The sequence below is a fragment of the Pseudomonas oryzae genome (genome assembly GCF_900104805.1).
GTDB classification, from domain to species: domain Bacteria; phylum Pseudomonadota; class Gammaproteobacteria; order Pseudomonadales; family Pseudomonadaceae; genus Geopseudomonas; species Geopseudomonas oryzae.
Window position 1 is genome coordinate 1,584,644 of sequence record NZ_LT629751.1, and the last position, 21,791, is coordinate 1,606,434.

The 21,791-nt window shown below is 70.0% G+C and carries 14 protein-coding genes; 7 read left to right on the forward strand and 7 right to left on the reverse strand.

Annotation, left to right across the window (positions count from 1 at the left end; genetic code table 11):
- Positions 1 to 67: 67 nt before the first annotated feature.
- The 5 genes from BLT78_RS07185 (at position 68) to BLT78_RS07205 (ending at position 9,731) form a co-directional block, all read left to right on the forward strand.
- Positions 68 to 2,488: a Lon protease family protein gene (locus BLT78_RS07185; RefSeq protein WP_197673152.1), complete on the forward strand. Its 2,421-nt coding sequence runs from the start codon at positions 68 to 70 to the stop codon at positions 2,486 to 2,488.
- Positions 2,489 to 2,548: 60 nt separating this feature from the next.
- Positions 2,549 to 3,667: a CapA family protein gene (locus tag BLT78_RS07190; protein WP_090348319.1), complete on the forward strand. Its 1,119-nt coding sequence runs from the start codon at positions 2,549 to 2,551 to the stop codon at positions 3,665 to 3,667.
- Complete coding sequence (gene polX, locus BLT78_RS07195) at positions 3,664 to 5,382, forward strand: DNA polymerase/3'-5' exonuclease PolX (protein ID WP_090348320.1); 1,719 nt, start codon at positions 3,664 to 3,666, stop codon at positions 5,380 to 5,382. Before BLT78_RS07190 ends, polX begins: the two co-directional genes overlap by 4 nt.
- A gap of 249 nt (positions 5,383 to 5,631) precedes the next feature.
- Positions 5,632 to 7,440 (forward strand): ATP-dependent zinc metalloprotease FtsH, encoded by a 1,809-nt coding sequence (gene ftsH, locus BLT78_RS07200; RefSeq protein ID WP_090348321.1) that lies wholly within the window; start codon positions 5,632 to 5,634, stop codon positions 7,438 to 7,440.
- Between the two features lie 188 nt (positions 7,441 to 7,628).
- Positions 7,629 to 9,731 carry a putative bifunctional diguanylate cyclase/phosphodiesterase gene (locus BLT78_RS07205; RefSeq protein ID WP_090348322.1) on the forward strand — a complete coding sequence of 701 codons (2,103 nt, stop codon included), beginning with the start codon at positions 7,629 to 7,631 and terminating at the stop codon, positions 9,729 to 9,731.
- A gap of 24 nt (positions 9,732 to 9,755) precedes the next feature.
- On the opposite strand, the gene BLT78_RS07210 is transcribed toward BLT78_RS07205, so the two are convergent.
- From BLT78_RS07210 to BLT78_RS07230, 5 genes are all read right to left on the reverse strand, one after another.
- Positions 9,756 to 10,226: a potassium channel family protein gene (locus tag BLT78_RS07210; protein ID WP_090348323.1), complete on the reverse strand. Its 471-nt coding sequence runs from the start codon at positions 10,224 to 10,226 to the stop codon at positions 9,756 to 9,758.
- Positions 10,227 to 10,235: 9 nt separating this feature from the next.
- A complete protein-coding gene (locus tag BLT78_RS07215) occupies positions 10,236 to 11,285 on the reverse strand; it encodes a DUF2955 domain-containing protein (RefSeq protein WP_090348324.1) in 1,050 nt (349 codons plus the stop codon).
- Positions 11,275 to 12,414, reverse strand: a complete 1,140-nt coding sequence (locus BLT78_RS07220; protein WP_090348325.1) for an HlyD family secretion protein — start codon at positions 12,412 to 12,414, stop codon at positions 11,275 to 11,277. The genes BLT78_RS07215 and BLT78_RS07220 overlap by 11 nt, the downstream gene beginning before the upstream one ends.
- A complete protein-coding gene (locus tag BLT78_RS07225) occupies positions 12,407 to 13,936 on the reverse strand; it encodes an efflux transporter outer membrane subunit (RefSeq protein WP_090348326.1) in 1,530 nt (509 codons plus the stop codon). Before BLT78_RS07225 ends, BLT78_RS07220 begins: the two co-directional genes overlap by 8 nt.
- A 169-nt stretch (positions 13,937 to 14,105) precedes the next feature.
- The gene (locus BLT78_RS07230; RefSeq protein ID WP_090348327.1) at positions 14,106 to 14,690 is read right to left on the reverse strand and encodes an NAD(P)H-dependent oxidoreductase; all 585 of its coding nucleotides are present in this window, start codon (positions 14,688 to 14,690) and stop codon (positions 14,106 to 14,108) included.
- A gap of 90 nt (positions 14,691 to 14,780) precedes the next feature.
- On the opposite strand from BLT78_RS07230, the gene BLT78_RS07235 reads away from it, so the two are divergent.
- Positions 14,781 to 15,167, forward strand: coding sequence for a MerR family transcriptional regulator (locus BLT78_RS07235; protein WP_090348328.1), 387 nt, complete (start codon positions 14,781 to 14,783; stop codon positions 15,165 to 15,167).
- Here the strand turns inward: BLT78_RS07235 and BLT78_RS07240 are convergent.
- A complete protein-coding gene (locus BLT78_RS07240; protein WP_090348329.1) occupies positions 15,164 to 18,841 on the reverse strand; it encodes a translocation/assembly module TamB domain-containing protein in 3,678 nt (1,225 codons plus the stop codon). The genes BLT78_RS07235 and BLT78_RS07240 overlap by 4 nt on opposite strands.
- Positions 18,838 to 20,559: an autotransporter assembly complex protein TamA gene (locus BLT78_RS07245; RefSeq protein ID WP_090348330.1), complete on the reverse strand. Its 1,722-nt coding sequence runs from the start codon at positions 20,557 to 20,559 to the stop codon at positions 18,838 to 18,840. The genes BLT78_RS07240 and BLT78_RS07245 overlap by 4 nt, the downstream gene beginning before the upstream one ends.
- Before the next feature lie 229 nt (positions 20,560 to 20,788).
- Between BLT78_RS07245 and BLT78_RS07250 the strand changes: the two genes are divergently transcribed.
- Positions 20,789 to 21,790, forward strand: a complete 1,002-nt coding sequence (locus tag BLT78_RS07250) for a DctP family TRAP transporter solute-binding subunit (protein WP_090348331.1) — start codon at positions 20,789 to 20,791, stop codon at positions 21,788 to 21,790.
- Position 21,791: the final 1 nt, after the last annotated feature.

A 21,791-nucleotide genomic window follows, 5' to 3' on the forward strand; every position in this document is an offset into this window, starting at 1 on the left:
GCGAACGGCCGCAGGTGATCTTTAATGTATGGAGACGCCGCGCAGCCCCAGGCAGAGGAGGCCGACCTTGCCGAGCCAGCACGAACTGAGCAGCCAGCAGCTCTACCACGCCTGCGACGCCAAGGAGCTGAGCTTCGACAGCACCAGCGACCTGCCCGACTTCGAGGCCAGCCTCGGCCAGGAGCGGGCCATCGGCGCCCTGCACGTCGGGGTCGGCATCCGCCACGACGGCTACAACCTCTACGTGATGGGCTCGCCGGGACTGGGCAAGCACGCCATCGTCCGCCAGCTGCTCGGCCAGCAGGCCGCCGCGGTCGAGCCGCCCAGCGACTGGTGCTACGTCAACAATTTCCGCACGCCGCACAAGCCCTGCGTGCTGCGCCTGCCCGCCGGCACCGCCTGCGGCCTGCAGGCCGACATGCGCGCGCTGGTGCGCAGCCTGCTCACCGCCCTGCCGGCGGCCTTCGACAGCGACGAGTACCGCAACGCCATGCAGAACCTCAAGGACCGCTTCAAGGCCCGCGAGGAGGAGCTGTTCGGCACGGTCGACAGCCAGGCGCGTGCCGCCGGCATCATCCTGCTGCGCACTCCGGCCGGTTTCACCCTGGCCCCGCTCAAGGACGGCGAGGTACTCGACGCCGAAGCCTTCGACAAGCTGCCGGACGCAGAGAAGCAGGACATCGAGGAGCGCAGCGAGCGTATCCGCCAGGTGCTGCGCCAGACGCTGCAGCAGGCCGCCACCGCCAGCCGCGAGCACGACCAGGCAGTGGAGTGGCTCAACGAGGCAGTCACCCACGCCACCGTGGAGCGCCAGTTCATCGACCTGGAGGCGCGCTACGCGCACCTGCCCGGGGTGTCCGCCTTCCTCGCCGAGGTGAAACGCGACATCGGCACCAAGGGCTCCGAGCTGTTCAGCGCCGCCCCGGCGGAAAAGCTCTTCGATCGCCAGCGGGTGACCCCGTTCAACCGCTATCTGGTCAACGTGCTGGTCGACAACCGCGACAGCCAGGGCGCGCCGCTGGTCTACGAGGACTACCCGAGCTATCAGAACCTGGTCGGGCGCATCGAGCACCAGGCGCAGATGGGCACCCTGCACACCGACTTCACCCTGATCAAGGGCGGCGCCCTGCATCGGGCCAATGGCGGCTACCTGCTGCTGGATGCACGCAAGCTGCTGACCCAGCCGTTCGCCTGGGAGGCGCTCAAGCGCGCGCTGCAGGGCCGCGAGCTGCGCATCCAGTCGCTGGAGCAGGTTCTCAGCCTGGCCAGCACCATCTCCCTGGAGCCCGACCCCATCCCGCTGGACGTCAAGGTGGTGCTGATCGGCGATCGCCTGCTCTACTACCTCCTGACCCAGTACGATCCCGACTTTCCGCTGCTGTTCAAGATCGAGGCGGACTTCGCCGAAGACCTGCCGCGCAGCGCGGAGAACACCCAGCTGTATGCCCGGCTGATCGCCACCCTGCAGCGCCGCGAACAGCTGCGCCCGCTGCAGGGTGGCGCGGTGGCGCGGCTGATCGAACAGGCGGCGCGGCGGGCGGAAGATGGCGAGAAGCTGTCGCTGCACATGCAGGACCTGATCGACCTGATGCGCGAGGCGGACTACTGGGCCGGCCAGCAGCAGCGCCCGCTGGTGCGCCGCGAGGATGTCGAACGCGCGGTGCGCGAGCGCGTGCACCGCGCCGACCAGATCCGCGAGCGCATGCTCGAGGCGGCGCTGCGCGACCTGCGCCACATCGAGACCGACGGCCAGTGCCTGGCACAGATCAACGGCCTGGCCGTGCTGCAGCTCGGCGCCCATGCCTTCGGCCACCCGGCGCGGATCACCGCGACCGCGCGCCTGGGCGACGGCAAGCTGATCGACATCGAGCGCGAGGTGGAGCTGGGCGGCGCGCTGCACTCCAAGGGCGTGCTGATCCTTTCCGCCTTCCTGGCCAGCCGCTTCGGTGGCCGCGCGCCGCTGTCGTTCGCCGCCAGCCTGGTGTTCGAGCAGTCCTACGGCGGTGTGGACGGCGACAGCGCCTCGACCGCCGAACTGTGCGTGCTGCAGTCGGCGCTGGCGCAACTGCCGCTGCGTCAGGACCTGGCGCTCACCGGCTCGGTAGACCAGCATGGCCGCGTCCAGGTGATCGGCGGGGTCAACGAGAAGATCGAGGGATTCTTCGACCTCTGCGCCGCCCGCGGCCTGAGCGGCCGCCAGGGGGTGATCATCCCCCGGGGCAACGTCAAGCACCTGATGCTGCGCCAGGAGGTGGTGGACGCCGTGGCCGCAGGCCGCTTCCACGTCTACGCCATCGCCCACGTCGACCAGGCCATGGAGCTGCTCACCGGCCTGACGGCCGGCAGCGCCGATGACCAGGGACAGTATCCGGCGGGCACGGTCAACGGCGCGCTGCAGCAGCGCCTGCACGAACTGAGCGAACTGCGGCAGCGGTTCGCTCATCCCGATCGGGACGGACCTGCCGGCAACGGGCAGGCCGCAAAATGAACGGAAGGAGCGCTTTCACTGACACTGCGGCGGATTGACCGGCGCAAGGCAGGTGTTCCCATGGCCAGCGAGCAGAGCCCGCTCAGCCTGTTCCTTCTCGGTGACGTCATGCCGGGCCGCGGCATCGACCAGATCCTTCCCTACCCCGGCGATCCGCGCATCTACGAGGACTACGTGCACGACGCCCGCGACTACGTGGCGCTGGCCGAACAGCGCTGCGGGCCCATCGCCCACCCGGTGGATTTCGCCTACGTATGGGGCGATGCCCTCGCCGAGCTGCAGCGCAGGCACCCGCAGGTGCGCCTGGTCAACCTGGAAACCGCAGTGACCCGTCACGGCCGGCCGGAGCCCAAGGGCATCAACTACCGCATGACCCCGGAGAACTTCCCCTTCCTGCGCGCGGCGGGGATCAACTGCTGCACGCTGGCCAACAACCACGTGCTGGACTGGGGCGAGATCGGCCTGCGCGATACCCTCGACACCCTCACCGCGCACGGCATGCCCTGGGCCGGCGCCGGACTCGACCGCACCGCCGCCGAGGCGCCGGCCATCCTGCCGCTAGACGGCGGACGGCGCCTGCTGGTATTCGCCTTCGGCCTGCCGGACAGCGGCATCCCCACCTGGTGGGCGGCCGGCCCGCACCAGGCCGGGGTGGCCCGCCTGGACGACCTGTCGCCGCGCAGCCTGGGCCATGTGGTCGAGCTGATCCGCGCCGCCCGGCAGAGCGGCGATCGCGTGCTGGTATCGCTGCACTGGGGCGACAACTGGGCCTTCGCGGTACCCGGCGAGCAGCGTGCCTTCGCCCATGGGCTGATCGAGCAGGCCGGCGTCGACCTGGTACACGGCCACTCCTCGCACCACATCAAGGGCATCGAGGTGCATCGCGGGCGACTGATCCTCTACGGCTGTGGCGACCGCCTCAACGACTACGAGGGCATCGAGGGCCACACCGCCTTCCGCGGCGAACTCGGCCTGCTGTATTTCGTCCATCTGCACGACGACGGCCGCCTGCAGGCGCTGGAGATGGTGCCGACCCGCCTCGAGCGCCTGCGCATCAACCTCGCCCAGGGCGTCGACCGCCGCTGGCTGTACGACACCCTGGCGCGCGAGTGTGCGGTGCTGGGCTGCAGCGTACAGGCCAGGGACGGCGGCGCCTTCGCCCTGGGCTGGCGGGCATGAGCGTCAGCAACGCCGAGATCGCTGCGGTATTCGAGGAAATCGCCGACATCCTCGAACTGGAAGGCGCCAACCCGTTCCGCATCCGCGCCTATCGCAACGGCGCGCGAGTGGTGCAGGCCTTCGCCCCGGACATCGCCATGTTGCTCGCCAGCGGCCAGACGCTGCCCAAGCTGCCGGGCATCGGCGACGACCTCGCGGCGAAGATCGCCGAGATCGCGGCCAGCGGCCAGTGCGCCCTGCTGCAGCGTCTGCGCGGCGAGGTTCCGAGCGGCCTGCGCGAGCTGCTCAAGGTCGCCGGCCTCGGCCCGAAACGCGTCGCCCGGCTGTGGCACGAGCTGGGCATCCAGACCCCCGCCGAGCTGCACCAAGCCGCCCGCAGCGGACGCATCCGCACCCTGCACGGTTTCGGCGAGCACACCGAGGAGCGTCTGCTGCAGGCAGTCGATCAGCTCCTGCACACCCCGCAGCGCCGCCTGCTCGCCCATGTCGCGCCCATCGCCGAGCGCCTGCTGGCCATGCTGCGCGAAGTGCCGGGGGTGCTGGAGGTCGCCACCGCCCGCAGCTACCGCCGTGGCCGCGATACCGTGGGCGATCTGGATATCCTGGTCAGCGCGCGCAGCGGCAGCCCGGTGATCCCTCGCTTCACCGGCGACGCCGAGGTGGAAACCGTGCTGGCCGCCGGCACCACCCGTGCCAGCGTGCTGCTGCGCTCGGGTCTGCAGGTCGACCTGCGCCTGCTTGCCGCCGCGTCCTGGGGCGCCGGGCTGGTGTACCTGACCGGCAGCAAGGCGCACAACATCGAGCTGCGGCGCATGGCCCAGGAACGGGGACTGAAGATCAGCGAATACGGTGTGTATCACGGTCAGCAGCGCATCGCCGGCTCCAGCGAGGAGTCGGTGTATCAGGCCCTCGGCCTGCCGTGGATTCCCCCCGAATTGCGCGAGGCGCGCGGCGAAATCGCCGCTGCGCTGGCCGGCACCTTGCCGCGACTGGTGCAGCGCCGCGACCTGCGCGGCGACCTGCATGCCCATACCCGGGCCAGCGACGGACGCAACAGCCTGGCGGAGATGGCCGCGGCCGCCCAGGCCGCCGGCCTGGAATACCTGGCGATCACCGACCACTCCCGCCACCTGGCCATCACCCACGGACTGGACGCCGACGCCCTCGCCCGGCAGATCGACGAGATCGACGCCCTCAACGAGCGCCTGAACGGCATCACCCTGCTCAAGGGCATCGAGGTGGACATCCTCGAGGACGGCAGCCTCGACCTGCCGGACAGCATCCTCGGCCGTCTCGACCTGGTGGTCGGCGCCGTGCACAGTTCCTTCAACCTCGGCAAGCAGCAGCAAACCCGCCGCCTGCTGCGCGCCCTGGAGCACCAGCACTTCAGTATCCTCGCCCATCCTGGCGGGCGCCTGCTCGGCGAGCGACCGCCGATCAACTACGACTTCGCCGCCCTGCTCGCAGCGGCCCGCCAGCGCGGCTGCGCCCTCGAGCTCAACGCCCAGCCGGAACGCCTCGACCTCGACGACCTGCACTGCCGCGAGGCCCGCGAAGCCGGCGTGCCCATCGCCATCAGCTCCGACGCGCACAGCACCCTCGACTTCGTCTGGCTGCGCTTCGGTGTCGGCCAGGCCCGGCGCGGCTGGCTGGAAGCGCGGGACGTGCTCAATACGCGACCGCTGGCCGAGCTGCGCCGCATGCTCGGACGCTGATCGCCGCCGTCGGCCCTGCGTCACGCCGCCACGCCGCGGTATAGCAGCCCCCACCCCTTCCCGCTGATTACTAGGCCGATCGGCGGTGTAGCGTAAAATTCCATTTCCAAATTTCATTATGTTAAATAGCGAATACATATTCTTGCGCCTTCAGGCACATTCCAGACAGCGGGCCTTGCTTTCCGGCAAGCCTTCCCGGGCCTTGAGGGTCTATCCTGCACAGGCCGAACAAGCGCTTTGGGGTGATGCATGGACAAGAAGTTTCAATGGAACGCCTGGTACTTCCTGTTGGCCTTCAGCTTCCTGCTGATGTTCCAAGGCTGGTGGGCCGAGCGCCAGGCGGTCGAGCCGATCGCCTACAGCGAGTTTCTCAAGCTGCTCAACGAGGGCAAGCTGAGCGAGTTGAGCATCAACAACCAGCAGATCAGCGGCAAACTGCTGGAGCCGATCAACAATCGCAGCAGTTTCGTCACCAACCGCGTGGACCCTGCCCTGGCCGAGGAACTGGCCGCCTCCGGGGCCAAGTTCAGTGCGGTCCGGGAGAACACCGCCCTCTCCAACCTGCTGTCCTGGCTGCTGCCGCTGGTGCTGATCTTCGCCTTCTGGAGCTTCCTGTTCCGCCGCCTGACCGACAAGCAGGGTCTCGGCGGGCTGGTCAGCGTCGGCAAGTCCAAGGCCAAGGTGTACGTCGAGCGCGACACCGGGGTGACCTTCGAGGACGTGGCCGGCATCGACGAGGCCAAGGCCGAGTTGGAGGAGATCGTCTCCTTCCTCAAGGACCAGCCCCGCTACAGCCGCCTCGGAGCGCGGATTCCCAAGGGCATCCTGCTGGTAGGCCCGCCCGGCACCGGCAAGACCCTGGTGGCCAAGGCGGTGGCCGGCGAGGCCGGCGTGCCGTTCTTCTCCATCTCCGGCTCGGAATTCGTCGAGATGTTCGTCGGCGTCGGCGCCGCACGGGTGCGCGACCTGTTCGAGCAGGCGCGCAAGGCGGCGCCGTGCATCATCTTCATCGACGAGCTGGACGCGCTCGGCAAGGCGCGTGGCGTCGGCGCTTTCGGCGGCAACGACGAGAAGGAGCAGACCCTCAACCAGCTGCTCGCCGAGCTGGACGGCTTCGACCCGCGCGAAGGCGTGGTGCTGCTGGCCGCCACCAACCGCCCGGAGATCCTCGACCCGGCGCTGATGCGCGCCGGCCGCTTCGACCGCCAGATCGTCGTCGACCGCCCCGACCGCAAGGGCCGGGTGGCCATCCTCAAGGTGCACATCAAACGCATCCAGGCCGCCGCCGACGTCGATCTCGACCAGATCGCCGGCATCACCCCCGGCTTCACCGGCGCGGACCTCGCCAACCTGATCAACGAGGCGGCGATCCTCGCCACCCGCCGCGGCGCCGAGCGGGTGGCCATGGACGACTTCACCCGTGCCGTGGAGCGCATCGTCGCCGGCACCGAGCGCAAGGGCCGCCTGCTGCTGCCCCACGAGCGCGAGGTGGTGGCCTACCACGAGATGGGCCACGCCCTGGTCGCCAGCACCCTCCCCGGCATGGATCCGGTGCACAAGGTGTCCATCATACCGCGCTCGATCGGCGCGCTCGGCTACACCCTGCAGCGGCCGACCGACGACCGCTTCCTGATCACCTTCAACGAGCTGAAGAACCGCATGGTGGTCCTGCTCGCCGGGCGCGCCTCGGAGCAGCTGGTGTTCGGCGAGATCTCCACCGGCGCCGCCGACGACCTGGCCAAGGTCACCGACATCGCCCGGCAGATCGTCACCCGCTTCGGCATGAGCGGCGATCTCGGCCAGGCGGTGCTCGAGCGGCAGAGCAACAGCTTCCTCGGCGAGAACATGATCGCCATGCGCGAGAAGGACTACTCCGAGCAGACCGCCCGCGAGGTCGACCTGGCCGTGCGCCAGCTGATCGACAAGGCCTATCGGCGCGCCGGCGAGATCCTCCAGGAGCGCCGCGCCGAGCTGGACGAAGGCGCGCGCCTGCTGCTGGAGCGCGAAACCATCACCCCCGATGAGTTCCCCCCCCTGCGCCCGAGCGCGCAAGGCTGATAAAATCGCCCGATCCGGGAGTTCCGGTCCGACATTGCGGTCCAATCCGGCATGTCGGGCATCGCACCAAGGGCCCACATCCCTGCTGAATGGCAGCGGGCAGCCGACCAGCCACGGCTGCCCGCGCGGCAGCGCCCGCCCCCGACAACTGGCTGGCATCCATACTTTTCCACTGGAGCCTCTTGCTCATGAGCCAGCCCGCTCGCCCGCTGCGCCTGCTGCTGATCGAGGATGACGAGCGCGAATTCCTGATCATCCGCGGCCTGCTGCGCGAGGCGGGCATCACGCACTACGAGCTGGACTGGGTCAACAGCTTCGCCCAAGGCCTCGCGGCGCTGGACAATCCCGTCCACGACCTGTTCCTGATCGATTACCGGCTGGGCGATGACTCGGGCCTCGAACTGCTGCGCCATGCCTGCGCGCGGCAACTGCCGCAGCCGCTGATCCTGCTCAGCCGCGCCGAGGACGGCGACCTGGGCAGCCAGGCCATCGCCATCGGCGCCGCCGATCACCTGATCAAGGGCGAATTCGACGGGCGCCAGCTCGGTCGCAGCATTCGCTACGCCCTCGAGCGTGCCCGCGGCAGCGGCGAGCCGCGCGGCAGCAACAACCGCGCGACCCTGCTGCAGCGCTGCCTGGAGGCCAGCTACAACGGCGTGGTCATCGCCGATGCGCAATCCCCCGACTATCCGGTCATCTACGTCAACCCGGCGTTCGAGCGCATCACCGGCTATTCGCCGAGCGAGGTGATCGGCCGCAACGTGCGCTTCCTGCAGGGCCGGGAAACCCAGCAGCCCGGGCTCGACGCCATCCGCCGCAGCCTGGCCAGACAGCGTGAGGCCCACGTGGTGCTGCGCAACTTCCGCAAGGACGGCAGCGCCTTCTGGAACGACCTGTACATCGCCCCGGTGCCGGACGAGCGCGGCGTGGTCACCCACTACATCGGCGTGCAGAACGACATCTCCGAGCGCAAGCGCTTCGAGTCGGAGCTGGCCTACAACGCCAGCCACGATGTGCTCACCGGCCTGCCCAATCGCTCGCTGCTGGAGGACCGCCTGCAGCAGGGCTGCCAAATCGCCCGCCGCTACAGCCGCGAGCTGGCAGTGATGCTGATCGACCTGGACGGCTTCAAGCCGATCAACGACACCCTCGGCCACGCGGTCGGCGACAAGGTACTGGTCGAGGTGGCGCAGCGCATGAACGAGGAGATCCGCCCCGGCGACACCCTCGCCCGCCTCGGCGGCGACGAGTTCGTCGTCCTGCTGCCCGATCTCGCCCACGGCGAGGACGCGCTGCTGGTGGCCGAGCGCCTGATCCGCAGCATCGCCCGCCCCTACCGCTTCAACGAGCTGGAGCTGCACGTCACCGCCAGCATCGGCATCACCCTGAGCGACGGCGACATCGAGCAGCCGATGAAGCTGATCCAAGAGGCCGACCTGGCCATGTACCAGGCCAAGCAGCACGGCCGCAACAACTACCAGTGGTACACCGAGCACCTCAACCAGGAAGTCAGCGAACGCATGACCCTGCGCAACGAGCTGCAGAAGACCATCGGCAGCATGAGCTTCGAGCTGCACTACCAGCCGCAGGTGGATGCGCGGCGCAACGCAGTGATCGGCAGCGAGGCCCTGCTGCGCTGGCGGCATCCCGAGCGCGGGATGATCTCGCCGATGCGCTTCATCCCGGTGGCCGAGGACACCGGGCAGATCATCCCGATCAGCCAGTGGGTGCTGGACACCGCCTGCCGGCACAACCGCGAGCTGCTCGACCGCCAGCTGGTCCACGGACCGATCTCGGTGAACATCTCGGCGGTGCACTTCCTGCGCAGCAACTTCGTCGAGACCGTGCAGCGAGCCCTGGAGGAAAGCGGCCTGCCCGCCCCCCTGCTGGAGCTGGAGATCACCGAAAGCGTGCTGCTCAAGGACGCCGAGCGGGCGATCCGCCTGCTGCACGAGCTGAAGGAGCTGGGCGTCGGCCTCGCCCTCGACGACTTCGGCACCGGCTACTCCAGCCTCAGCTACCTGAAGGACCTGCCGATCGACAAGGTGAAGATCGACCGCTCGTTCATCCAGGACCTGATCCGCGACCCGCGCGATGCCGCGATCACCCAGGGCATCATCTCCATGGCCCACCACCTGGATCTGCTGGTGGTCGCCGAAGGCGTGGAGACCCCCGAGCAGGCCGAATTCCTCACCCGCAGCCAGTGCGACGTGTTCCAGGGCCACCTGTACTCGCGGCCGATGCCGTTCACCGATCTGGAGCACTACCTGCAGGAGCGGCAGCGGCGCTGAGCCGCCGGCCGCAGCAGCCCGCCGTCAGTCGCCGCCGCCCTGCCCCTGGGCGCGCAGGCGGACGAGGTTGTCCTTGATGACCTCGCGCACCGCCGCGGTCATCACCCCAGTGGAGATACCCAGCATCAGCACGCCGTTGCCGGCCTCCAGCGCGCCGAGCAGACGCCAGCGGTCGGAGAGCACGATATCGCCATAGCCCAGGGTGGCGAAGGTCACCCCCGAGTAGTACAGCGAGGTGGCGAACTCGTCGAACTCGCCGAGCAGCATGAACAGCCCGGCCCACAGGGCGATCTGCACGAAGTAGCCGAGCATCATCAGCAGCATCACCAGACTCAGCACGAGGAAATCCTGCGACAGCCGGCGGTCGCCAGCCTCGCCCGGCCCCGTGCGGGCGTGATAGCGCACGTAGTAGCGCAGGCAAAGCACCACGATGTAGGCCTCCATGACCAGGCAGAGCAGCATCGCGGGCAGGCCGACCAGCAGGTTGAGCAGCATGGGATCTCCTCAGCAACCCGCCTGCCGCGGACGGCGGTGCAGGCGGTATCGGTCGAGCAGGTAGACCATCAGCCAGGCGTACAGGCTGATGGCGACGAACAGCCCCATGCGCAGGGCGAAGGCGCTGTAGACATCCTGGCCGTTGGCGCTGTCCTGCACCGACAGGCCGAGCAGGATGATCATGGTCACCAGGCTGTTCAGCCAGAAGCCGGGGCTCTGCCGGGTCGGGCTGATGGCGTAGAGCTTGCGCGCCACCAGCAGACCGAACAGCAGCATCCACAGGAAGAACATCCACAGGTGCACGAACAGGCCCAGGGCCCACCAGAACAGGATCGCCAGCAGGCCGCCGAGCAGGGTCGAACCGAGCAGCTCGCGGGCGGCATCGCGCGCGGTGGCGCTGCAGCTCTGCTGGCCGAGGCCGACCGCCTTGAGGATGATCGCCATGTAGCCGGACGGATCGATCAGCGCCAGCAACCAGGTCGGCAGCACCACCAGCGCGGCGCGCAGCGCCACCCAGTTCGCCTCCTCGGGCGGCAGGAACGGCTGCGGCGGCTGGGCCCGCGCGCCGGCGGGCTCGGGAAACAGCCAGTGGCTGACCGGCAGGATCAGCACGGCGAGCAGCAGGCCCTGCGCCAGCGCACCGATGACCAGCAGCGCCAGGGCGAAATCGGCGGTGCCGGCGGCGGAAATCATGGTCAGGCCGATCACCAGGAAGGTGGTGACCAGGTTGTTACCGCCGCTCAGGCCGTGGCGGAAGGCCAGGAACAGGCACAGCCCGACCAGCAGCACGCCACTGACGGCGGCATGACGCAGCAAGGGAATCAGCAGCAGGCCGCTGCCGGTGGTGAGCAGCACCACCAGGGTCAGCCCCAGCCCGGCCTTGAGCGTCAACGGACGCTCGAGCCTGACCAGCAGGAACAGGGCGAACAGCGGGGCCACGAAGGGCAGCGGCAGCCCCAGGGCGTAACTCGCCGCCAGACACAGCGCGGAGCCGCAGACCAGGCGCAGCGCGCGCCGGGCGCGCGGATCCGGCCAGCCACCCGCCGGCTCAATAGGCATAGGACAGCCAGCTCATCAGATGGATGAACAGGCGACCGAGCAGGTTGAGCGGATTGCCCTCGCTGGGGAAGGCCATGACGTCGGCCTGCCCGCCCACGCGGATCCCGCGCAACTTCGCCAGCCGGCTCACCTCGCCGGGAGCGAATTCGACGATCACCGGGAAGCGCTGCGCCGGACGCAGCCAGTCGCGGCTGTTCTCCACCTGCGGCAGGGTCCCGGGGGGCGTGCTCGGCCCGACGCTGACGCCGAAGCCGACGCTGCGCACCCTGCCGGCGAACACCTCGCCGGGCAGCACGTCCAGGACGATGGCGACCGGGGTTTCCGGCTCGACCCGAGCGAGGTTGTTCTCGGTCATTTCCGCAGCGATCCACACGTCCTGGATGGTGATCAGCGTCATCACCGGATTGCCCGCCGCGGCGAAATGGCCGACGTCGGTGCGCAGGTCGGTGACCATGCCGGCCGACAGCGCGCGCACCCGGGTGTTGGCCAGGTCCAGCTCGGCCTTCTCCACCGCGGCGGCGGCACTGCGCAGCAGGGCGTTCTGCTCGTCGCTGCCGCCCTGCTGTTCGCGCGCCCGCTGCACCTCGGCCCGCGCCGCGGCGACCTGGCTGATGGCCTGCACGTGGGTGGCGCGCGACACCTCCAGGCGGCGCAGGGAAATGGTGCCCGGATCCTCGCGGTACAGGCGTTCCAGGCGGTCGCGGTCCTGCTGCGACTTGAGCTCGTTGGCCTCGGCGGCGCGCAGGGAGGCCAGCGCCGAGTCGATGCCGGCGGTGCTGGCGGCGATCTGCCGGCGGGTCGACTCGAGATCGGCGCGCGCCCGCTCGACGGCGATCTGGTACTGGCCTGGATCCACCTCGAACAGCACCTCGCCGGCCTCGACCATCTGGTTGTCGCGCACCAGCACCCGGGTCACCCGCCCGGACACCTCCGCGGCCACCGGCACCACGAAGGCCTGCACCCGCGCCTGTTGCGTGTAGGGGGTGAGGCGGTCGGCCAGCAGATACCAGAGCAGGCTCAGGGCGATCACCCCGATCACCCACTTCACCCCCCGGTTCACCGGGTCGGCGGGCGGCCGGGGCGCCGGAGCCGTCGCGGCCGGCGGGGCGGGCTGCGCATCGTCAGTCATCGTCATGCTCCTTCGGAGGCTCGGCGGCAGCCGGCGCATCCAGCAGGTCGCCCCAGTCGGTGCGTTGCTGCATCTGCGCGCGGCTGGCCTGGTCGATCTGCACCGGGGTGCCCTGCCAGCCACCGCCCAGCGCCTTGTACAGGGCGATCAGGCTGCTGAGCGCATCGTTGCGGGTCACCAGGTAGTTGTCCTGCTGCACGAGCAGCGCGCGCTGGGCATCCAGCACGCGCTGGAAGTCGGCGTAGCCCTCGCGGTACTGGGCGCTGGCCAGGGTCAGCGAGCGCTCGGCGGAGATCGCCGCCTCACCGAGGATGCGCTCGCGCTCCAGCGCCTTGCTCAGGCCACGGGCGGCATCGTCGGCCTCGCGCGCGGCCTGGCGCACGCTGGCGCGGTAGACCTCGATCAGCTGCTGCAGGCGCGCGTCCTGCACGCGCACGTTGTTGCTGATCCGCCCGTAGTCGAGGATGTTCCAGCGCAGGCTCGGCCCGGCGACCCGGTCGAGGGTGTCGGGCGCGCCGTCCAGCGAGCTGGTGGACCAGACGATGCTGCCCAGCAGGCTCAGCGAGGGATAGAGATCGCTCCTGGCCACGCCGATCAGCGCCGACTGGGCGGCGACGTCGAGTTCGGCGGCGCGGATGTCCGGCCGCCGCCGCAGCAGCTCGGCCGGCACATCCTGCAGCACGGCGCGGTCGACCAGCGGAATCAGCCCTTCGCGCGCGGCCAGCTCCGTCAGCGGCCCGGGCGGCCGGCCGATCAGCACGGCCAGGGCATTGCGCAGCCGCGCCACCTGATCCTCGAATGCCGGCAGGCTGCTCAGGGTGCCCAGGTACTGGGTCTTGGCCTGCTGCAAGTCCAGCTCGTCGCTCTCGCCACTGGCGAACAGCCGCTCGGTGATCTGGTAGCTGCGCTTCTGCTGCTCGGCGTTGGCCCGCGCGACGCGCAGGCGCGCCTCGGTGGTACGCAGGGCGAAATAGGTCTCGGCCACCTGGGCGCGCAGCAGCACCAGCACGTCCTGATAGTTGGCTTCGGCGGCGAAGTAGGCGGCATCGGCCGACTCGATGGCGCGGCTGAAGCGCCCCCAGAAGTCCAGCTCCCAGCCGATGTCGACGCCCAGGCTGTGCTGCCAGAACTGGCTGTCCTGCGGGTTGCGCCCGCCGGACTGGTCGCGCTCCAGATAGAGGCTGTCGGCGCTCGCCTGCTGCAGCTGCGGATAGCGCCCGCTCCGGGCGATGCCCAGCTGGGCGCGGGCCTCCATCACCCGCAGGCCGGCGATCCTCAGGTTGGTGTTGTGGCTGTCGGCCTCGGCGATCAGGCGGTCGAGCACGGGATCGTCGAACACCCGCCACCACTCACGGATATCGGGCTGGGCGACCTGCCGACTGGCCTGTTCGATGGCCGGGCTGCGCCACGCCTCCAGCCACGCCTCGCCGGGCGGCTGGAAATCCGGCCCCAGCCGCACGCAGCCGCTCAGGCCCGCCAGGCCGAGCAGGAGCAGGCGGCCAGGACGCAGACGCTCCGACATCGCGCGCGCCTGCGAACGTCAGAACGCTGAGGATCCGGGGTGCCGGGTAACGACCTGCGCAAACGGGAAGATGGCCACCATCGTCTCTCTCCTTGAAGGGCGCGGCGAGGATATGTGCTGGATGAATCCAGCATAGTCGAGCGCCACCCGGTGGACCCCGCCGTGGCTCTCATCCGGCGGCCCGACGTCCGAAGCTGGCCGCCTTGCGTGTCCAGACCGCCCGCTGCTGTGGCGTAGCCCCGCGGATCGGGCCGAAGCTGGTCACTTGCACCGGCCGGATGCCGCTGAACTCGAGGATAGTGCGCTTCATCTGCTGGTGGCCGGGCATGCGGAACCCCCAGCGGTAGTACCAGGGCGGCGTGTCCATGGTGACCAGCAGGTGCGCGGAGCGTCCGGCCAGCAGGCGATCCCAGAACGTCGAGTCGCGCCGATAGCTGAAGGCGAAACCGGGCAGGAAGACGCGATCGATGAAGCCCTTGAGCAACGCCGGCATCGCCCCCCACCAGGTGGGGTAGACGAATACCAGGTGCTCGGCCCAGAGGATGTCCTGCTGGGCCCTGAGCAGATCCTCCTCGAGCGGCTGCACCTTCCGGTAGCCCTCGTGCAGGATCGGGTCGAAACGCAGGTCGCCCAGTCGCAACTGGCGCACCGTGCAGCCGGCTTCGCTCGCGCCGGCGCGGTAGGCCTCAGCCAGATGGGAACAGAAACTGTCGCCGGCCGGGTGGCCGAGGATGAGGAGGACTCTCTTGCTCATGCGGTCGCTTGCCTGTGCTGCCGGAATAAGCTGGGCAGGGTAAAGTCGGCCCCTTGCGGCAGAGTCAAGCACTCCAGGGAGATCAGCAGCATGTACATCGGCAGGGCCGCCGAGTTATCCGGCACCACGGTCAAGACCATTCGGCATTACGAACAGCTCGGCCTGCTACCGCCGCCCCGGCGCCAGGGCAAGTACCGGATCTACGATCAGGCCGGCATCGACACCCTGCGCTTCATCAAGTGCGCCCAGCAGCTGGGCTTCAGGCTGAAGGAGCTGCGGGAGATCCTCGGCGATACCCCGGCTCCGGACTTTCCCTGGGAACTGGCGCAGCAGGCGATAGCGCGCAAGAAGCAGCAGCTGGCCAGCCGGATCGCGGAGCTGCAGACGCTCCATCGGGGCCTGGAGGAGTTCGAGCACGGAATCGCCGACGCCCGGGCGGAGTGCCCGCTGCATGCGGGCCAGCCCCTCGGCGACTAGAAGTCCTTCTTGTAGAAGATGTCCAGCGAGCTGGCCAGGCCGCTGGCGGCCTCCAGGTAGAGCTTCTTGCTCAGCTCGTAGCGCAGGGCGAACACGTTGCCGGTCTCGAACACGCCGACGCCGTAGCGCAGGCTCAGGCGGTCCGACAGGTAGCCGCTGGCCACCACGCTGCTGTCGCTGCCGTTGCCTTCGCTGTCGAGCAGAAAATCCTTGATGCCCAGGCGCTCGGCCAGGGCGCCGGCGACCTGCCCGCCACCGGCCAGGCCGAGGGCCAGGGCGGCCTGGCTGACCATGTTCTGTTCGCCGCTGGTGCCCGGAGCGCGGCCGAGCACCAGGTAGGACAGCGCCTGCTCCTGGCTCATCGCCGGCTCGGAGAACACCTCGCTGAGCGGCGCGTCGGCACGTCCGGTCAGGCGCAGGCCGGCGGTGACCTCGTCGACGGTGCGGATCGCCTCGATGTCCAGCAGCGGCTGGTCGATGGGCCCGGCGAAGATCAGCCGGGCGCGGCGCAGGGTCAGGCGCTGGCCGTAGGCGCGGTAGCGGCCGTTCTCCAGTTGCAGGGAGCCGCTGCTGTCGAGGTTGTCGCGGATGCGCAGGCGGCCCTTGAGATCGGCGGTGAGGCCGAAGCCAGAGAAGCGCAGGCGGTCGTCGCCGAGCAGCAGGCGCAGGTTCATCTTCAGCCCCGGCATGCCCGGCTCGCGCGGCTGCTCGCCGACGATCTGCGTATCCCCCGAAACCGTCACCGCCTGGGCCGGCAACTCGCGCACCTTGATCTGGCCACGGGGAATGGCCAGCTGGCCACCCAGTTCGAGCTGTCGCCCGCGCAGGCCGAGTTCGAGGTCCGGCTCGACCTCGACCTTGGCATAGGGCTCGACCTGCACCGGCAGACGGCTGCCGCGCACCTTGAGGTCCATGCGTGGTTCGCCGCTCCAGTCCAGGCTGCCCGTCAGGCTGCCCTGCCCCTGCTCGCCACTGCGCCAGCGGCCATCGAGCTGGGCCTGCTGGCCGGCGATGGTCATGCCCAGCTGCAACGCCTCGAAGCTCAGCGGCAGTTCGCCACCGGCGACGTGGCCGTCGCGCAGCGCCAGACGGCCATCGACCACCGGCGCCAGCAGGCTGCCCGACAGCCGTCCATCACCGTCGAGACGCCCGTCGAGGCGCTCGACCTGCGGCACGAACGCCCGGGCCAGCGCCAGGTCGAGCCCTGCGATGCGGAAGCTGCCGGACAGCGGCCGGCCCGCCGCCAGCGGGTCGATGTTGGCCTGCAGCGCCAGGGTGCCGAGCCCCGGGCCGGCCAGCAGCAGTTCGCTGTCGACGCGCCTGGGCTGCAGGCGGCTGGTCAGGCGCAGGCTCTCGTAGGGAATTTCCTGCCAGGCACCGTTGGCGTTGGCCGGGTCGCGCAGGCGCAGGCGCCCGCTGCCGGCATCCAGACGGATTTCGCCTCGTGGCCCGGCGGCGGGCAGATCGACGCGCAGGTCGCCGTTCAACTGGCCGGCCAGGGCAACACCATCGGGCAGGGCATCGCCCAGACGGGCCAGGGCGAAGTCGCGTAGCCTCAGGCGCAGCTGCGGCTCGGGCTGCAGGCGCTGGGCCTCGGCGCACAGGCGGGCCTGCTCGGATTGCCAGCAGTGCGCGCCGAGGGTCAGGCGGCCGGCGGCGCTGCGCTCGATGCTGGCCGGCTGCTGCAGCCGCCAGGCCATGCCGGCCACGGCCAGATCGCCGCGCGCCAGGCTGCCGCGCCAGTCCGCGCCGCGCAGCCCGCCGGCCAGCGCCAGCTCGACGCGCAGGGGCTCGCCGCTCAACCCGAGAGCGAGCTGATGGCGTGCCAGGGTGCCGCTGCCGTTGACCTCGAGCTGGCCGTAGGCGGTATTCCCGCTGCGCAGACCGCTGGCGGAGATGCGCAACTCGCCGCGCTGGCCGGCATCCACGCCGGCCTCGACGCGCAGGGCGGCCAGCGCCTGCTCGCCATAGCCGATGCGCTGACCGCTGAGCGCCAGGCTGCCCTGCGGCGCCTGCACGCTGCCGGCCAGCCGGAGGTTGCCCTCCAGCTGGCCGCGCAGATCGGGCCAGAGCTGGTCGAGCCGCGTCAGGGCCAGCTGCGCGCGCGCGGCCAGTCGTCCATTCCATTCGCCTTCGCCGTCGATACGGTTGTCGCCCAGACGCAGCGCCAGCTCCGGCAGTTGCCAGTGCGCACCGTCCGCGAGCACGCGCCCCTTGAGCGTCAGCGGCTGGCGCCGCAGCTGTCCGCCGAGGTTCCAGTCGGCATTCAGGTGCAGACCATCCGCCTTCACCTCGCCCTGGCTGGCCAGCTCGCCACCGATGCGCCCGGGCAGGTCCTTGTGCCAGTAGCCCGGATCGAGTTCGCTCAGGCGCAGTTGCGCCTGCCAGGCCAGCGCCTCGGCGAACTGCAGCGCCAGCGCGCCTTCGCCGCGGCCCTGGCCGGCGTCGAGACGCAGCTCGGACAGGCGCAGGCTGCCGTGATCGCCCTGCAGCGGCGTGCGCAGGCGCAGCGGGCCGGCCGGCCCCTGCAGGCGCAGATCGATATCGCCCCGGTAGCGCCCGTCGGCGTACTGCAGCGCGGCCTGCAACTGCTGCAGCCCCAGCGTCACGTCGGGCTGCGGATACAGCTGCTGCCAGTCGAAGGCGCTGCCCTGCAGCGCGAGGTCGGCGGCGAAGGCTTCGTCCCAGGCGAGGTCGCCGGCAAGCGTCAGCTGCTCGCCGCGAACATCGGTCAGGCGCAGCGTCTCGACCCGCGCGCGGGTGGTCTCGACCCGTCCCCGCAGCTCGACGGCCACCGGCTGCCCGGCACCGGCCAGCTGCGCCCGAGCGCTGATCGCGCTGCCCGCGCGCAGGCTGCCGCTGGCCTCGAGGGTCAGACTGCGGAACACCAGGCTGGCCGGCAGACTGGCGAGCGCCTGGAAGTCATCGGCCTGCAGCGTCAGCTGCAGCGGCAGCTCCTCGGCCAGCGGACTCAGCCAGCCGCTCAGACGCCCCGGCAGATAGCCCTGGCTGAGCACCTCGACCCCGAGACGCCCCAGCAGCGGACCGTCCAGGGTCAGCTCGAGCTGCCAGGGGCGGCCATCCACCTCCGGCAGCTGCAGACCGGCACGCGCCTGCAGGGGCCAGTCGCCATGCGGCTGCAGGCGCAGCTCGCTGACGCTCAGACGCACGCCGGGGCGTTGCAGGTCGACGGCGCCGAGCTGCAGGCCCTGGCGGTCGAGGCTGGCCGACAGCGCCAGCTCGTGCAGCTGCTCGACACCGTTGACCACCAGGCTGCCCAGTTGCAGACGGGCGACGCGCACGGCCAGCGGCAGACGGATGTCCGGCAGCGCCAGCGGGGTGGCAGCGGCCGGCGGCTCGCCGGGCGGCAGGTCGAGCTGCAGACGCGCGGCGCCCAGCTCGTCCAGACACAGCGCCCCCTCGCGCAGGCAGGCCAGGCGGTTGACCACCCGCACCTGCTCGACCTGCACGCGGTTGGCGCCGGACTGCCAACGCAGGCTGGCGGCCGTCCAGTCGCCGAACAGCCGCCCGCGGAAGTCCTCGACCGTCAGCCCGGGTACGCGGGCGAGCAGCCAGCGGCTGCCTGGCTCGCTGGCCGGCAGAGCGAGCACGGCGAGCACGGCGAGCAGCGCCAGAAGCAGCGCCAGCAGGCCGTAACGCAGCCCGCGCCTCACAGCTCGGGCCCCATGGAGAAGTGGATGCGAAAGCCCGAGCCTTCGTCCTGGTCGAGGGCGTGGGCGAGATCGAGGCGGATCGGGCCGACCGGGGACACCCAGCGCACGCCGATGCCGACGCCGGTCTTGAGCGGGTCGCTGAAGCCGTCGATGGCGTTGCCGTGGTCGACGAAGGTGGCCAGGCGCCAGCGCTCGAGCAGCGGGTACTGGTACTCCAGGCTGCCGATCACCAGGTAGCGGCCACCGACCCGATCGCCCTCGCTGTCGCGCGGCGACAGGGTCTGGTAGTCGTAGCCGCGCACGCTCTGGTCGCCACCGGCGAAGAAACGCAGCGACGGCGGAATCAGCTCGAAGGCGTTGGTGGCGATGCCGCCGAGCTGCACCCGGCTGAGCACGCGGTGGCCGGCGCCCAGGGTGATCAGGCCCTTGGCCTGCAGGTTGAGGTGCAACAGGTCGGCGTCCGACAGCAGGGTCCGATGGGCACCGGTGAGGTCCAGCTGCAGGCGGTAGCCGCGACTGGGATCGACCTTGTTGTCGCTGTGCAGGCGGCTGAAGGCGATGCCCGGCAGCAGCAGGTTACTCTGCCCCTCGTCGTCGCCGGTGCGGAAGTTCTCCTGCTCCCAGCGCAGCGACAGGGTGCGCTGCCATTCGTTCTCCGGCTGGTGCTGCCACTGGGTGCCGAGGGTGAAGCGCTCGCTCTCGGTGTCCACCAGGTCTTCCATCTGGTAGCCGGTGGTGAAGCGCAGGCTCTCGGTGAGCGGCGGATCGAGGGGAATCTCGTACCAGGTGCCGAGGTTCTGCCGCGGGCTGGAGAACTCGAAGTCGGCCCCCAGGCGATGCCCCTGGTCGCCGCGCCAGTGGCGGGTCCAGGTTCCGCGCAGGCGCGGCCCGACGTCGGTGGAATAGCCCAGGCCCGCGGCCAGGGTGCGCGGCTGGCGCGCCTGCAGCTGGACCTGCACCGGGATGACCTGGCCCTGCGCATGCTCAGGCGCGGCGTCGATGCGCACGTCGCTGAAGTAGTTGGTGGAGACCAGCGCGCGGTTGAGCTCGCCGAGACGGTCGGAGTCGTAACCCTCGCCGGCCTGGAACGGCACCAGACGCTGTAGCAACCGGTCGTCGAACGGCGTGTCGCCGCTGAAGCTGATGGCGCCGAAGCGATAGCGCGGCCCGCTGCGATAGACCAGGCGGATATCGGCGACGCCGGCCTGGGGGTCGACCGACAGGCTCTGCTCGACGAACTGGCCCTCGAAGAAGCCATAGCGCAGCGCCTGGTTGCGGATCAGCCGCTTGGCGTCCTCGTAGGCGCCGTGGTTGAGCACTGCACCGGGACGCAGCAGCGGGCTGTCGGGCTGGCGGAAATTCTTCAGCCGGGTCACCTCGCCCTCCACGCGGACCTCCACGTTGCGCAGGCGTACCGGCTCGCCCTGCTCGATGTGCAGGCGCAGCACGGCCGTGTCGCCCTCCTCGACCACTTCGCTGCGGATCCGCCCGTGGTAGTAGCCCAGCGCCTGCAGTGCCTGGACCGCCGAACGCTCGGCGGAACGCGCGAAGCGCCGCAGCGCGGCGGCATCCCGACCGTTCAGCGTGCCGATGTGGGCCTCGACGTTCTCGCGCAGGGCCTTCTGCCTGGGGCTGAGCAGCACCTCTAGCTCCGCCTCGGCCGCCGCGGCAGTGCCGGCGACCAAGGCCAGCAGCAGGGCTGACGCGGGTATGAACATCCTCTTCATGCGACCGATCGTAGCACGGCCTGCGCGGCGTGCCCGAGTCGCGTCACAGGCGGCGGATTCCCGCCATGCCCGCGAGCGGCGATGGCGAGAATCCGCCACCCGCTTGTGATCCCCATCACCTTTCCCCCCTCGCCCGGGCCTCGGCAGGCCGTCTGGCACAGCTATTGCGATCACGGCGGCCGCCCCGAAGGGCACCAACCAGAACAACAGGGAAACCACCATGCTCAAGACAATCCTAGCCGCGTGCCTCTCCATGGGACTACTCCTGCCAGCCAGCGCCTCCCGGGCGGCCGATCAGGAACCCATCCTCATCCGCTTCTCCCACGTGGTCGCCGACGAAACCCCCAAGGGCCACGGCGCCCTGCTGTTCAAGCAGCTCGCCGAACAACGCCTGCCCGGCCGGGTGAAAGTGGAGGTGCACGGCAACTCCTCGCTGTTGGGCGACGCCGAGGAGCTGGCCGCCCTGCAGCGCGGCGAGGTGCAGCTGCTCGCGCCGTCGCTGGCCAAGTTCCAGCAGTACACACCCAAGCTGCAGGTGTTCGACCTGCCGTTCCTGTTCGACGACCATGATGCGGTGGCGCGCTTCCAGCAGAAGCCCACCGGCCGCGACCTGCTGATGTCGATGCACGAGCACAACATCGTCGGCCTCGCCTACTGGCACAACGGCATGAAGCAGCTGTCGGCCACCCGGCCGCTGCGGCTGCCGCAGGACGCCAGGGGCCTCGGCTTCCGCATCCAGCCGTCGCAGGTGCTGGAAGCGCAGTTCGCCGCGCTGCAGGCGCGCAGCGTCAAGCTGCCGTTCGCCGAGGTCGCCGGCGCGCTGAAGAACGGCCAGGTGCAGGGGGCGGAGAACCCCTGGTCGAACATCTACAGCCAGCAGCTGCACAGCGTGCAGCCCTACATCAGCGAGACCAACCACGGCGTGCTGGACTACATGCTGGTCAGCAACGCGCGCTTCTGGTACGGCATTCCCCACGAGATCCGCAGCGAACTGGAAGCCATCATCGACGAAGTGACCCTTGCGGTGAACCGCGAGGCGGCGCGCCTGAACGCCGAGCACCGCCAGCGCATCGCCGCCGCCGGCACCAGCCAGATCATCGCCCTCAGCGACGCCGAGCGCAGCGCCTGGCGCGCCGCCATGCAGCCGGTGTGGCAGCGCTACGAGGACGAGATCGGCCCGGTGGTGATGCGCGCCGCCAAGGCGGCCAACCGCTCGCTGTGAC